Below are 12,466 nucleotides of genomic sequence, written 5' to 3' on the forward strand. Positions count from 1 at the left end.
ATCTAAGTGCGAAGCCCCCCTCAAGATGAGATTTCCCATACGAAAGTAGTAAGACACCTCAAAGACGATGAGGTAGATAGGCTAGGAGTGGAAGAGCCGTGAGGTTTGGAGCGGACTAGTACTAATCAGTCGAGGACTTGACCAAAAGCGAAGGCAGTCAAAGAAGAGAGTGGAACGGTTTTTTCGAAGGATAATATTTAGTTTTGAGTGTAAAAGCTCAAAAAGAAGTACGGTGGCAAGAGCAAGAAGGAAACACCTGTAACCATGCCGAACACAGAAGTTAAGCTTCTTAACGCCGAGAGTAGTTGGTGGGAGACTGCCTGCGAGGGTAGGACGTTGCCGTGCTTATGGAGGATTAGCTCAGCTGGGAGAGCATCTGCCTTACAAGCAGGAGGTCACAGGTTCGAGCCCTGTATCCTCCATTCCGAGTCGTTAGCTCAGTCGGTAGAGCATCTGACTTTTAATCAGAGGGTCGACGGTTCAAGCCCGTCACGACTCATGGCCCCATTTTTTGCGGGTGTGGCGGAATTGGCAGACGCGCTAGATTTAGGTTCTAGTGTTTTCGGACGTGTGGGTTCAAGTCCCACCACCCGTATTCGCCAATATTATTACCATATTTACATTATGCCGATTTAGCTCAGTTGGTAGAGCATCTGTCTTGTAAACAGGGGGTCGTACGTTCAAATCGTATAATCGGCATTACATATTTATGCGGAAGTAGTTCAGTGGTAGAACATCACCTTGCCATGGTGGGGGTCGCGGGTTCGAATCCCGTCTTCCGCTTTCATTACTTGCCGGGGTGGCGGAATTGGCAGACGCACGGGACTTAAAATCCCGCGGTTGGTTTCAACCGTACCGGTTCGACTCCGGTCCTCGGCATATAATGACGCGCCCTTAGCGCAACTGGATAGAGTGTCTGACTACGAATCAGAAGGTTGAAGGTTCAAATCCTTCAGGGCGCATTAATTTCGGGAAGTGGCTCAGTTTGGTAGAGCACCTGGTTTGGGACCAGGGGGTCGCAGGTTCGAATCCTGTCTTCCCGATTGTAATCTTTATTATTAATGGTTACATTTGTTTGTTGGCGGTGTAGCTCAGCTGGCTAGAGCGTCCGGTTCATACCCGGGAGGTCGAGGGTTCGATCCCCCCCGCCGCTATTTGTTCGACCTTGGACCTTTAGCTCAGTTGGTTAGAGCAGACGGCTCATAACCGTCCTGTCGTAGGTTCGAGTCCTACAAGGTCCATATGGCATGGTAATTTGTTAATATCGCGGGATGGAGCAGTATGGTAGCTCGTCGGGCTCATAACCCGAAGGTCGGTGGTTCAAATCCATCTCCCGCAATTGGTCCATTGGAGCAGTGGTTTATCTCGTCTCCCTGTCACGGAGAAGATCATCAGTTCGAATCTGATATGGACCGTAAGATGGCTCGGTAGCTCAGTCGGTAGAGCAAAGGATTGAAGCTCCTTGTGTCGGCGGTTCGATTCCGTCCCGCGCCATTTTTTGATATTTATTTGCGGGTATAGTTTAGTGGTAAAACGAAAGCCTTCCAAGCTTTAGTCGCGAGTCCGATTCTCGTTACCCGCTTTAGGGGCCTATAGCTCAGCTGGTTAGAGCGCACGCCTGATAAGCGTGAGGTCGATGGTTCAAGTCCATTTAGGCCCATCTAAATATATGGAGACTTACTCAAGTGGCTGAAGAGGCGCCCCTGCTAAGGGTGTAGATCGGGTTATTCCGGTGCGAGAGTTCGAATCCCTCAGTCTCCGCTATATAATAATAAAAGGCTGATACTTCAACGTATCGAGCCTTTTTATTTACTTTCGTAAGGAAAATGCACGGCAAAAAAGTAATTTACATGTTTAATTTTTGGATTAAAGCAATTACAGTAGCTTCGTGCTCGTTAATAAGTCGTTTTTATGATGACGTTGCCTTGCACCTTAGATCATGACTAAGAGATAAGAAATAGGGTTTACTACTACGCCGGAAGTTTTAACTTAAATGTATGCTAATCTTTTTAATTAGATTTGATAACCAACAATCGTAAAAGAGGTTACGTTATTTTTATTTATGGAGCTAGTCTACTTACTGAAGGAATTAAAAGATGATTAATTTTTTGATATACGAGGTCGAAAAAATCATTTACGTCAATCTATTAATTTGATCTTGCAACAGCTTGGAAGCGTTAAAAATACCAATTCCCAATTTTTTATTCTCTAGTAAAGAGCATAAAGGAAATTCGACCTCCATGCTTTTAAAAAAGGCGTACTGGGCTTGGTGGTACCAAGCAATTTGCCAATTGCGAAAGTGGGAGCATTTTTATCTCTACTGGCGATTTTGCCGCTAATCGCTTATTAGCAAGTATTTAGGGTGTTTTTGGTAATACCACAGAGCAAAATTGAATTTTTGGTTTGTTGCTAACAAATTGTTTTAAAATATGTTGAATAAAATTGCATGATTTAAAAATAGATTGGTCTAATTATTGTGAAATCAAAAAAATAGCTAAAATAAAAAGCCCAGATTAATTGGGCTTTTTATCTGCTATCCAGATTTAATTTCACAAATTTATTTTGGGGACGATTGTTTGTTCTGATTTAGTGGCGTTTTTTGCCTACTTTGTTTAAGGTACATTATATTAAATTGGTAGTGGTATAAATTAAGGACGGTTAAATTGAATCAATTTATTTTTAGTTATGCTGCATTTTTATTGATAGAATAACTCACCTTTACTATTGTTGCTAAAACCATTAAACAAGTTACACCTAATAGTGTTAATGTGATAGTAATACCGAACGAAGCAGTAATTGTAGTAAAAATAGTTGTCATAACTGGCGCAGTCACTACTAAAATCGTATTAAGCATTCCCATAGTTGATGACAAAATGTTTTGGTCGACTGTTTCAACAAGCCACTGTGTTAATTTAGGGCTAGCCGTACCAATAAATATTGCAAGGCTTGCCATGATTGGCAGATAAATGAAAATATTTTTAATAAGCATTGTACCAATAACTACGATACTTAAAGCTGTTGAAATAATTGCGATAGTGAATAATGACATATTCTTGAATAATTTTGTGCCTACAATACTACCAAGTGCCATACCAGCAGTCATTACACCTCCTATTAGGGCAATCGTAAAACTGTATGTTCCAATGACCATAGAAGACTTATTACCGGCGATTACGATTGAAATTAAAGGTTCAATTGTTCCTAAAACTCCATTTAATAAAGCAATTACTAAAACGACTGCTAACAACCCCTTTGCCTTTTTTACTTGTTTGAATGATAAAGCAATTGTTTTAAAGAACCCCTCTTCATTAACTGACGTAGTTCCTTCTTGAGGACGAGTCTTGTAATAATTACGGCCGACGCTGGCAAAAAGGGCACCTGCCACTAGAAATGTTAAGGCGTTGAAGATTGCTAGACTGGAATAAGACATGAAAAGTATAAACCAGAACCAATGAATTGTGCAATCATATTGATAATACCGTTGATCCCACTAACAAATCCTTCAGCTTCAGCAACTTCATCATCTCCAACAATGTTAACAACTAGAGGCATTTGAAGGCCGTTAGAGTATGAGCCAGCGATATCTGATATTAAGTTAATACCAATAACAGCTAAAACTAGATTCCAACCAGCAAAGCCGCTGGCAAAAAGCAAGCCGACGATTAGATAGAGTCCAAAGCGTATAGCGGCTAACCAAACCATTAATTTGAATTTATTTTTGGTACGGTCAGCTAAATAGCCACTAAAAACTTGTAGAATTTGAGGTACTGATTCTGAAATTGAAATCAGTGAAATAGCTAAGGCATAATTTCTTAATTTACTTGCATAAGTAATAAGTGCTAAGTAAAACAAAATATTGCCTGCACCAGATAGAAAACTGGCGATTGTAAATTTTCGATAATCCTTGTTCTTTGCAAAAACGTCCATAATTTTATAACTCCTAAATTAAATATTTTATACATTAAGTTATAACGTGTTTATAATAAGGAATAGCAAAAATGTCGTATTTGAATGTTAAACGCCAAATTTGAATGAAATTAAGAGGATCACGAATGACAATAGGACAATTGCTAAAGCAATATCGAATTGAGAGCTTGAAAACTCAAAAAGAATGGGCTGGTAATACGATTAGTACATCATATTATTCAAAAGTTGAAAAAGACCAGCACAGAATTACAGCCGAGGATCTAATTGCATTATTGCATGCTAATAACATTAAGCTGTGGGAATTTTTTGGCAGGCTTAGTCAAGAAGATAAAGTAAAATATGATGAAAACAGCGATATCGGCGAAGCAATTAATGAAGCGTTTTATCATAATGATAAGGAACAGCTTAAGGATATTAAAAATGTCATTGCAAATAGCGAAATAGTTGATAAAGAAGATCAGTTGCTATTTATAGATGCACTTATAGCTTTAGTTGGCAATCACGTAGAAGATCTTGATGAAAAAGAACGAATTAAGTTGAAAGAAAAGATTTTTAATATTTCTAATTTTGACGAAAATAAATTAGATTTGTATTGTAACTTGATGCCATTTTATGATCTTGATAGCAACTTGTTAATAAGTCGGCGAGTGATTACGCAATTTTGCCATTCTGGGAGTTCGAATGTTCAAGAAACAATATTAGGAATAGAGATAAACATGTTAATTATGTGTATTGAGAAAAGTAGATATAAAGAAACAGAATTCTTTATTCGGACAGCTGATCAAATTAGTACTAAACCAAATTTGTTTTTTTATAAAAACTGCATTTTTATACTTAAAAATATAGTGAATTATCACTATGAAAGAAAGGATGAGTATTTAAATAAAGCTCGAATGGCAATTGATCACATTAGTTCGTTAGGCATGCCGGAGTATAGCAAAGATATGAAAGACATTCTAGATAAGTATGGGAAAAATTAAAAAAGTCGTATTTGATATTTAAAATTCAAATACAACTTTTTTATTATCTTCTGTTAAATCGAAAATATACTTAAGCTACAAAGTTTAAAACAGAAGGAGAGGAAAATGTGAATACATCAACTTTTGGTTGGATCATTATCATTCACTTCTAAGTGATAAGGATGAAAAAAACGACGAAAAATCAAACATCAGGTAATTACAAATGGAGTGCTGATAAAATCTAAAATCACTAGTTTATAAATTAATATGAATAAAAAGGTTGGAAAGGAGAAACCAATATGACAAGATCCCTTAGAATTGGCCCACCATGATTTTCGGTGGTCTTTTTCTTTTTTTAAAGACCTTATATGGTAGCGGATAGTTTGTTTGAAGACACCTGATTAATTCGTTAACTGCTTGATTGTTTTGGCCGCAATACATTCTTCATCTTAGTAATTACTACTGATTATTTAGGTATAGCTTACCAAGAAGTTGAGAACTATAGGATAGCTGCTCGTGTCGCACATGTCTAGATTGTTGACCGGTTAAAAATAAAGAATAGGTTTTTAATGTTATATCTTAAGAAAAAAACAAATTTTTTTCAAAAAAGTCTTGCAAGATCACTTTGAATCCTGTATTATAAATAGCGTTGTGAGTCAGCGTAATAGCTCAACTTAATTATTTTAAAAAAATGTTGACTTTCTTGCTTAAGTTAGGTATTATAATTAAGCGTTATGTGACATTGGTCATGGCAAATCTGACCCGTTGGTCAAGTGGTTAAGACATCGCCCTTTCACGGCGGTAACATGGGTTCAAATCCCGTACGGGTCATTACCACTAATATTTTGGTAAATTTACAATTGGAGGATTACCCAAGCGGCTTAAGGGGACGGTTTTGAAAACCGTTAGACGGTCTTGCCGTGCGTGGGTTCAAATCCCACATCCTCCTTTATAATATCGCGGGATGGAGCAGTATGGTAGCTCGTCGGGCTCATAACCCGAAGGTCGGTGGTTCAAATCCATCTCCCGCAATTGGTCCATTGGAGCAGTGGTTTATCTCGTCTCCCTGTCACGGAGAAGATCATCAGTTCGAATCTGATATGGACCGTAAGATGGCTCGGTAGCTCAGTCGGTAGAGCAAAGGATTGAAGCTCCTTGTGTCGGCGGTTCGATTCCGTCCCGCGCCATCAGCCTGGAGGAGTAGCGAAGTGGCTAAACGCGGCGGTCTGTAAAACCGCTCTCTCTGAGTTCGGCGGTTCGAATCCACCCTCCTCCATAATAGGGATATCGTATAAAGGTAGTACATCGGTCTCCAAAACCGCTAGTGTGGGTTCAATTCCTACTATCCCTGTTAAAACTTTATGGCGGAATTGGTGAAGGGGTTAACACACCGGTTTGTGGATCCGGCATACATGGGTTCGAATCCCATATTCCGCCCTAGCATTGGGATATAGCCAAGCGGTAAGGCACTAGACTTTGACTCTATTATGCGCTGGTTCGAATCCAGCTATCCCAATCTATTAATAAAATATTCGATGGCGGTGTAGCCAAGTGGTAAGGCAGAGGTCTGCAAAACCTTAATCGTCGGTTCAAATCCGATCCCCGCCTTTGGTTCAGTCATTGAGCTTTAAATTAATAAGTAGCTTTTATGGCGGTGTGGCGGAATTGGCAGACGCGTCAGACTCAAAATCTGGTGTCCCTTGGGACGTATCGGTTCGACCCCGATCACCGCTATAATAATTAGCCCTTCTGAAGGGCTATTTTTTTATAATTTTTTGCTTTTTTTCTTATATAAATTGCACAAGTATTAACTAATCTTTATAATACCTTTATACGGAGGTATTCAAATGAATATTGGTATTTTTACCGATACATATTTCCCACAAATAAGTGGAGTGGCAACATCAATTGAAACGCTTAAAGAAGCTCTAGAAGATCAGGGACATAATGTTTTTATTTTTACAACTACTGATCCCCATGTTGAAAAAGGACGAGTAGATGCTAATGTTTTTCGTTTTAGTAGTGTACCGTTTATTTCTTTTACTGATCGCCGAATTGCCTATAGAGGTTTTTTTGAAGCAACTAAGGTTGCTCGCGAAGTTAAGCTTGATATTGTTCATACTCAAACTGAATTTGCACTAGGAATGATAGGTAAGTATGTAGCCCATCAGCTCAAGATTCCAGCCATTCATACTTATCATACAATGTATGAGGACTATTTACATTATGTTCTAAATGGTCATTTGCTTAGACCATATCATGTTAAGCAGTTTACCAAGGTCTTTCTTAAAAACATGGATGGTGCAATTGCTCCTAGCGAACGTGTAGACGAACTTTTAAAACGTTATAGGGTTGGTATACCTATAAAGGTAATTCCAACGGGCGTGGACGTTAAAAACATGAATAAGAAGGTAAATCGTGATATTCGTCAAGAACTAGGCATTGCTGCTGATGCACCAGTAATATTAACTTTAAGTAGAATCGCTGGCGAAAAAAAGATTGACCGCATACTTAATGTGATGCCAGAAATCGTTGAAGAATTTCCTAATGTTTGTTTAGTTATTTCTGGTGATGGACCTGATGTTAAAGTATTGCAAGATCAAGTAGAGCGGTTGACCCTTGAAAATAATGTAATTTTTACTGGTGATGTGAATCATGATGACGTCGGAGCCTTTTACAAAATGGCAAATTTATTTGTTTCAGCAAGTGATACTGAAACACAAGGATTGACTTATATTGAAGCATTAGCAGCTGGAACAAAATGTGTAGTTTATGATACTGATTATACTGAAAATGTTTTTGATGATTCTGACTTTGGTCAAGTATTTACTACTCCAAGCGAGATGCGCGACAAAATTATATTCTATTTAAATAATAAGCAAACTATAATTCCTAAAGATAAACTAAAGACGAAACTCAATCAAATTTCTGCTAAAAAATTTGGTCAAGAAGTTTATCAGTTTTATCAAGAAATAATTGATAATTATCAAGAAAATTTTAAAGAGGATTCAAATGATTAGAATCAACATGTTCTCACAAGCAGATTCTGTAGCTGGTCAAGGCGTTGGCTCGGCTTACAAAGAATTGATGAGCCTACTTAGGACGCATTTAATTAATGAATTTTACGTGACAAATAATAAATATGGGATGAGTGATTTAACCCACTATCATACAATTAATCCAACTTATTATGCCAATAGTTTTTCACCAGCTAGAGGACGTAAGATTGGATATGTGCATTTTTTGCCTGAAACACTTGAAGGTTCACTTCAATTACCTTCATCTGTTAAAAAAGTCTTTTATAACTATGTCATTGATTTTTACAAAAGAATGGATCAAATTGTTGTAGTTAATCCAATTTTTATTGATAAGTTAGTTAAATATGGTATCAGACGAGAAAATATAAAGTACATTCCTAATTTTGTAGCTAAAAATGAATTTTATCCCAAGAAACAAGTAGAAAAAAATGCTTTTCGTCATCAAATAGGGATTCCATTGGATAGATTTGTTGTTTTTGGAGATGGTCAGGTTCAAGCACGTAAAGGTGTTGATGATTTTGTAAAAATGGCCAAAGCTAATCCAGAGGTTCAATTTATTTGGGCTGGTGGTTTCTCATTTGGTAAAATTACTGACGGCTATGAGCATTTTAAAAAAATGGTTGACCAACCACCAAAAAATTTACAATTTACAGGGATCATTGACCGGAAAAAGTTAGTTAACTACTTAAATATTGCCAATCTTTTTGTTTTACCATCATATGATGAATTATTTCCCATGTCAGTTCTTGAAGCATTTAGCTGTGGTACGCCAGTATTATTGCGTGATCTTGACTTATATGAAGCAATTATTAGTGGCTATTATCTAAAAGGCAAGGACTTTGCTGAGATGAATGCACAACTTCGTCAAGCTGTGCAAGATCAAGCTCTCTTAAATAAATACAGTAATTTATCAATTAAAGCTAGTGAAAAATATTCAGAAAATAACTTAGCAAAAATTTGGAACGATTTTTATCATGAACAATATGAAATTGGACAAAAATTAGGGCAGATTCACTAATGAATAAAAAATATTTTTGGGGAATTGTGGTTGTTTTATTAATTAGTGGCGGAGTTTTATACTTAGACCTCAAAGACATACCTTTTGTTCACTTAATCGAAGCTGCTAAAAATATAAATGTTATTGCTTTATTTGCAGTATTTGGCCTAATGATACTATCTTATGCTTTTGAAGCGAGTATATTAGCAGTGTTAGCGAAGAGAAAGAACGAACCTAGGCGCTCAAGATGGGCTTTTTTTCGTATACCGATAATCCAAGCCTTATTTAATGCAATAACGCCTATGTCAACTGGGGGACAACCTTCACAGTTAGCAGCAATGATTCAGATTGGAATTGAAGGAGGACGGGCGACTTCAATTTTATTAATGAAATTTATTATTTATCAAATTGTAGTATTTTTTGCTTATGTGATAACGATTATTACTGGATTTAACTTGGTTGCAACCAAGTTCGCTGGCTTGGCTTTTCTGATTGCGATTGGTTTTTTACTACACATTAGTTCAATTGTCTTTTTACTAGCAATTTTTTTTGCTTATGACTGGACTAAAAGAGTGACAAATATCTTAATGGATTTATTGAGCAGATTTATTAATACTAGCCGAGTTGCTGGCTGGCGAAATGGTACTTTAGAAAAGATTGATACCTTTTATTATGAAAGTCAGAAATTAAGACAGGAAAAAAAGAAATTACTTTTGTCTGGTAGTTTAACGATATTACAGTTACTGTGTTTTTATTCGGTGCCATATTTGATATTACTAACTTTAAATGTATCGGCTGATTGGGTAAGCGTCACTCAAATGAATATTATGATTATGATGTTGATGTCAATAGTCCCAATTCCAGGAGCATCTGGTGGCGCTGAGTATAGTTTTCAGACACTTTTTGCAACATTTGTTTCTTCGCGTGGTTCATTGATTTTGGTTATGTTTTTGTGGCGTTTTGTTACGTATTTTTTTGGCATGATTTTAGGAATATTAGGCTGGATTTTTAAACCTAAAAAAATTTCTAGTACACTAGATGATTGATTTTAATTAAAAGATATAGTAAGTAATCATACTTGATTAGGATATTGGCATGGCAAAAGGAGAATAAAATGACACGAATTAAATCTTTTCTTCAATGGCTAACACAAGATAAATTGGGTTTTTTTGTCATTGTTTTAATGGCCTTTTGGCTAAAAACTTACATAGCATACTTGACCAAATTTAATTTAGGTTCAGTGGGTGCGATGCAAAACTTTTTATTATTTATTAACCCGCTTCCTGCTGCCATTTTATTGATGGGAATAGGTCTATTCTTTAAAGGGCGTAAATCATACTGGATTATTTTATTAATTGATCTATTACTGACTTTTTGGTTATTTGCTAATATTTTATATTATCGGGAATTTTCTAACTTTTTATCTGTTTCAATTATTAAGACTTCTGATTCAACTGCAGATAATTTAGGCAAAAGTATTATAGGAATAATTCATCCAAGTGATTTTTTAGTTTTTCTAGATTTCATAATAATTATTGGATTAATATTCAGTAAGGTAATTAGGTATGATCTTCGTCCTTTAAAATTAAAATTTAATTTATTAGTAGAGGGACTAGCAGCAATATTAATTGGACTTAACTTATTAATGGCACAAAAAGATCGGTCTGGCCTTTTAACTAGAACTTTTGATAATAGTTATATTGTTAAATACTTAGGGATGAATGAATATGCAATCTATGATGGCTTTAAAACCGCCCAAACAAGTGAACAGATGGCTAAAGCTAATGTATCAGATTTGCAATCGGTAAAAAAGTATTTAAAAAGTAATTCTGTTAAACCTAATGCAACATATACTGGCGTTGCCAAAGGGAAAAATGTTTTAATTATTCATTTGGAAAGTTTTCAGCAATTTTTAATTGACTATAAGTGGAAAGGTAAAGCCGTTACCCCCAACTTAAATAAGCTTTATCATTCTAAAAATAGCCTAAGTTTTGCTAATTTTTATAATCAAGTTGGTCAAGGTAAGACATCAGATGCTGAAATGATGCTTGAAAATTCACTTTACGGCTTGCAATCTGGTTCAGCTATGTCTAGTTATGGCACATCTAATACCTTTGAGAGTGCTCCAGCCATTTTAAAGCAAAAAGCAAATTATACAACTGCAGTTATGCATGGTGGAGCAGGATCATTTTGGAATCGAAATAATGCATACAAGCAGTTTGGCTATCAATATTTTATGCCCCTTTCGTACTATGATAATAAGCCAAAATATTATATTGGTTATGGTTTAAAAGATAAAATCTTTTTTTCTCAATCAATTAAATATATAGAGCGCTTGCCGCAACCGTTCTATTTAAAATTGCTAACCGTTACTAACCATTATCCTTATGAAATCGATAAGAAAAACCAAAAAATAGAACGTACGGATACTGGTGATGAAACAGTTGATGGTTATGTTCAAACAGCGCATTACTTGGATCAGGCTGTAGGTGAATTGCTTTCTTGGATGAAAAAAACGGGCCTAGATCAAAAGACAATTTTGGTTCTATATGGTGATCACTACGGTATTTCTGGTAATCATCATCAAGCTAGCGCTGAATTATTAAAGCAAGCTGATTTTACTAATTTCGATAATTTAAAATTTCAAAGGGTACCATTAATATTTAACATGAGAGGGCTTAATGGCGGCATTAAAAAAACATATGGCGGTGAAATAGATGTGTTGCCAACTTTACTAAATTTACTTGGAATTAATAATCAAGATACTATTCAATTTGGGCATGACTTGTTGAGTTCAGCAGCGCCGCAAATTGTTGCTCAAAGAAATGGCGACTTTATTACGCCAAAATATGCAAAAGTAGGCGGAAATTACTATAATACTAAGACAGGATTAGAAATAGAACATCCTGACAAAAAATTAAAAGCTGAACTTGTTGGCCTCTCAAATAAAGTTACTACGCAATTGTCGCTATCAGACCGAGTAATTGCGGGGAATTTGCTACGTTTTTATAAGCCTAAATGGTTTAAAAAAGTTACGCCACATAAATATGATTATAATGAGAAAAAGTCTTTGAAAGATTTGTTTAGTCAAAATAAGACTTCAATGTGGTATCAGAATCATCAGAAGTCAACGCAGTCGAAATTTAAAACTGATGCACCAGAATTGGAAAAATAAAATTAGTAATAAAACATATTTTGTGCTAAAATTTAACAGTAATCGTATCTGTATATTGGAGGCAGCATATTGTATAATTTATTTATGACGCTACTAATTATTGTTTCAATTTTAATCGTTATTGTTACAATGATGCAGCCGCAAAAGCAGCAAGATGCATTAAATGCCTTATCTGGCGGTGCAGTTTTTAGTGGACAAACAAAAAAACGTGGTTTTGAAGCATTTATGGAAAAAGTGACCGCAATTTTATTAGTTCTCTTTTTTGCTTTTGCTATTGTGTTAGCTTATTTGTCCTCAAAATAAGCGTTGGTTCCTCCCAATCAAACGATGGGAGGATTTTTTTTATCTTTTTATTAAAGAATGGAGATTA

At 36.0% G+C, this 12,466-nt stretch carries 6 protein-coding genes, 27 tRNA genes, 2 rRNA genes and 1 pseudogene; 35 read left to right on the forward strand and 1 reads right to left on the reverse strand.

The annotated features are described in order from the left end of the window. The 18 genes from BM203_RS05445 to BM203_RS05530 all read left to right on the forward strand — a co-directional run. Nucleotides 1–145 (forward strand): 23S ribosomal RNA (locus BM203_RS05445); the annotation flags it as partial. Between the two features lie 83 nt (nt 146–228). Beyond that, a 5S ribosomal RNA gene (gene rrf, locus BM203_RS05450) occupies nt 229–345 on the forward strand. A 4-nt stretch (nt 346–349) separates the two neighbouring features. Next, nucleotides 350–422: transfer RNA gene (locus BM203_RS05455), tRNA-Val, on the forward strand. Nucleotides 423–426: 4 nt separating this feature from the next. After that, nucleotides 427–499, forward strand: a tRNA-Lys gene (locus tag BM203_RS05460). Between the two features lie 14 nt (nt 500–513). After that, nucleotides 514–595: transfer RNA gene (locus BM203_RS05465), tRNA-Leu, on the forward strand. A gap of 31 nt (nt 596–626) precedes the next feature. Continuing rightward, nucleotides 627–699 (forward strand) — tRNA-Thr (locus BM203_RS05470). A 12-nt stretch (nt 700–711) separates the two neighbouring features. Further along, a tRNA-Gly gene (locus tag BM203_RS05475) sits at nt 712–783 on the forward strand. Nucleotides 784–793: 10 nt separating this feature from the next. Then, a tRNA-Leu gene (locus BM203_RS05480) sits at nt 794–879 on the forward strand. Nucleotides 880–888: 9 nt separating this feature from the next. Next, nucleotides 889–962 (forward strand) — tRNA-Arg (locus BM203_RS05485). 7 nt (nt 963–969) lie between these two features. Continuing rightward, nucleotides 970–1,043, forward strand: a tRNA-Pro gene (locus BM203_RS05490). A 37-nt stretch (nt 1,044–1,080) separates the two neighbouring features. Next, nucleotides 1,081–1,154: transfer RNA gene (locus tag BM203_RS05495), tRNA-Met, on the forward strand. 13 nt (nt 1,155–1,167) lie between these two features. After that, nucleotides 1,168–1,241 (forward strand) — tRNA-Ile (locus tag BM203_RS05500). A gap of 24 nt (nt 1,242–1,265) precedes the next feature. Continuing rightward, nucleotides 1,266–1,339, forward strand: a tRNA-Met gene (locus BM203_RS05505). Between the two features lie 2 nt (nt 1,340–1,341). Beyond that, nucleotides 1,342–1,415, forward strand: a tRNA-Asp gene (locus tag BM203_RS05510). 6 nt (nt 1,416–1,421) lie between these two features. Continuing rightward, nucleotides 1,422–1,494 (forward strand) — tRNA-Phe (locus tag BM203_RS05515). A 17-nt stretch (nt 1,495–1,511) separates the two neighbouring features. Next, a tRNA-Gly gene (locus BM203_RS05520) sits at nt 1,512–1,582 on the forward strand. Nucleotides 1,583–1,586: 4 nt separating this feature from the next. Next, nucleotides 1,587–1,660: transfer RNA gene (locus BM203_RS05525), tRNA-Ile, on the forward strand. Nucleotides 1,661–1,671: 11 nt separating this feature from the next. Next, nucleotides 1,672–1,761, forward strand: a tRNA-Ser gene (locus BM203_RS05530). Between the two features lie 922 nt (nt 1,762–2,683). Here BM203_RS05530 and BM203_RS08725 read toward each other — a convergent pair. Beyond that, nucleotides 2,684–3,927: pseudogene (locus BM203_RS08725) on the reverse strand (MFS transporter). Between the two features lie 125 nt (nt 3,928–4,052). Here BM203_RS08725 and BM203_RS05540 point away from each other — a divergent pair. The 17 genes from BM203_RS05540 to secG all read left to right on the forward strand — a co-directional run bounded on the left by BM203_RS05540 (nt 4,053) and on the right by secG (nt 12,399). Next, on the forward strand, nt 4,053–4,907 hold the full coding sequence (locus BM203_RS05540; protein ID WP_158592374.1) for a helix-turn-helix domain-containing protein: 855 nt from the start codon (nt 4,053–4,055) through the stop codon (nt 4,905–4,907). A 738-nt stretch (nt 4,908–5,645) separates the two neighbouring features. Continuing rightward, nucleotides 5,646–5,717 (forward strand) — tRNA-Glu (locus BM203_RS05545). A 31-nt stretch (nt 5,718–5,748) separates the two neighbouring features. Next, nucleotides 5,749–5,835: transfer RNA gene (locus tag BM203_RS05550), tRNA-Ser, on the forward strand. A gap of 9 nt (nt 5,836–5,844) precedes the next feature. After that, a tRNA-Met gene (locus BM203_RS05555) sits at nt 5,845–5,918 on the forward strand. A gap of 2 nt (nt 5,919–5,920) precedes the next feature. Then, nucleotides 5,921–5,994: transfer RNA gene (locus BM203_RS05560), tRNA-Asp, on the forward strand. A gap of 6 nt (nt 5,995–6,000) precedes the next feature. Further along, a tRNA-Phe gene (locus tag BM203_RS05565) sits at nt 6,001–6,073 on the forward strand. A gap of 7 nt (nt 6,074–6,080) precedes the next feature. Further along, nucleotides 6,081–6,162, forward strand: a tRNA-Tyr gene (locus tag BM203_RS05570). A 4-nt stretch (nt 6,163–6,166) separates the two neighbouring features. Next, nucleotides 6,167–6,237 (forward strand) — tRNA-Trp (locus BM203_RS05575). 13 nt (nt 6,238–6,250) lie between these two features. After that, nucleotides 6,251–6,323: transfer RNA gene (locus BM203_RS05580), tRNA-His, on the forward strand. Nucleotides 6,324–6,330: 7 nt separating this feature from the next. Further along, a tRNA-Gln gene (locus BM203_RS05585) sits at nt 6,331–6,402 on the forward strand. A 21-nt stretch (nt 6,403–6,423) separates the two neighbouring features. Then, nucleotides 6,424–6,494, forward strand: a tRNA-Cys gene (locus BM203_RS05590). Between the two features lie 42 nt (nt 6,495–6,536). Next, nucleotides 6,537–6,620, forward strand: a tRNA-Leu gene (locus tag BM203_RS05595). Between the two features lie 113 nt (nt 6,621–6,733). Then, nucleotides 6,734–7,906 carry a glycosyltransferase family 4 protein gene (locus BM203_RS05600; RefSeq protein WP_090093387.1) on the forward strand — a complete coding sequence of 391 codons (1,173 nt, stop codon included), beginning with the start codon at nt 6,734–6,736 and terminating at the stop codon, nt 7,904–7,906. After that, nucleotides 7,899–8,942: a glycosyltransferase family 4 protein gene (locus BM203_RS05605; RefSeq protein ID WP_090093389.1), complete on the forward strand. Its 1,044-nt coding sequence runs from the start codon at nt 7,899–7,901 to the stop codon at nt 8,940–8,942. Before BM203_RS05600 ends, BM203_RS05605 begins: the two co-directional genes overlap by 8 nt. Beyond that, the gene (locus tag BM203_RS05610; protein WP_090093390.1) at nt 8,942–9,967 is read left to right on the forward strand and encodes a lysylphosphatidylglycerol synthase transmembrane domain-containing protein; all 1,026 of its coding nucleotides are present in this window, start codon (nt 8,942–8,944) and stop codon (nt 9,965–9,967) included. The genes BM203_RS05605 and BM203_RS05610 overlap by 1 nt, the downstream gene beginning before the upstream one ends. Nucleotides 9,968–10,035: 68 nt before the next feature. Next, nucleotides 10,036–12,096, forward strand: a complete 2,061-nt coding sequence (locus BM203_RS05615) for an LTA synthase family protein (protein ID WP_090093392.1) — start codon at nt 10,036–10,038, stop codon at nt 12,094–12,096. 69 nt (nt 12,097–12,165) lie between these two features. Further along, on the forward strand, nt 12,166–12,399 hold the full coding sequence (gene secG / locus BM203_RS05620) for a preprotein translocase subunit SecG (protein ID WP_090093394.1): 234 nt from the start codon (nt 12,166–12,168) through the stop codon (nt 12,397–12,399). The last annotated feature ends 67 nt before the right edge of the window (nt 12,400–12,466 follow it).

It is taken from the genome of Lactobacillus bombicola, from assembly GCF_900112665.1.
Taxonomy (GTDB): Bacteria; Bacillota; Bacilli; order Lactobacillales; family Lactobacillaceae; genus Lactobacillus; species Lactobacillus bombicola.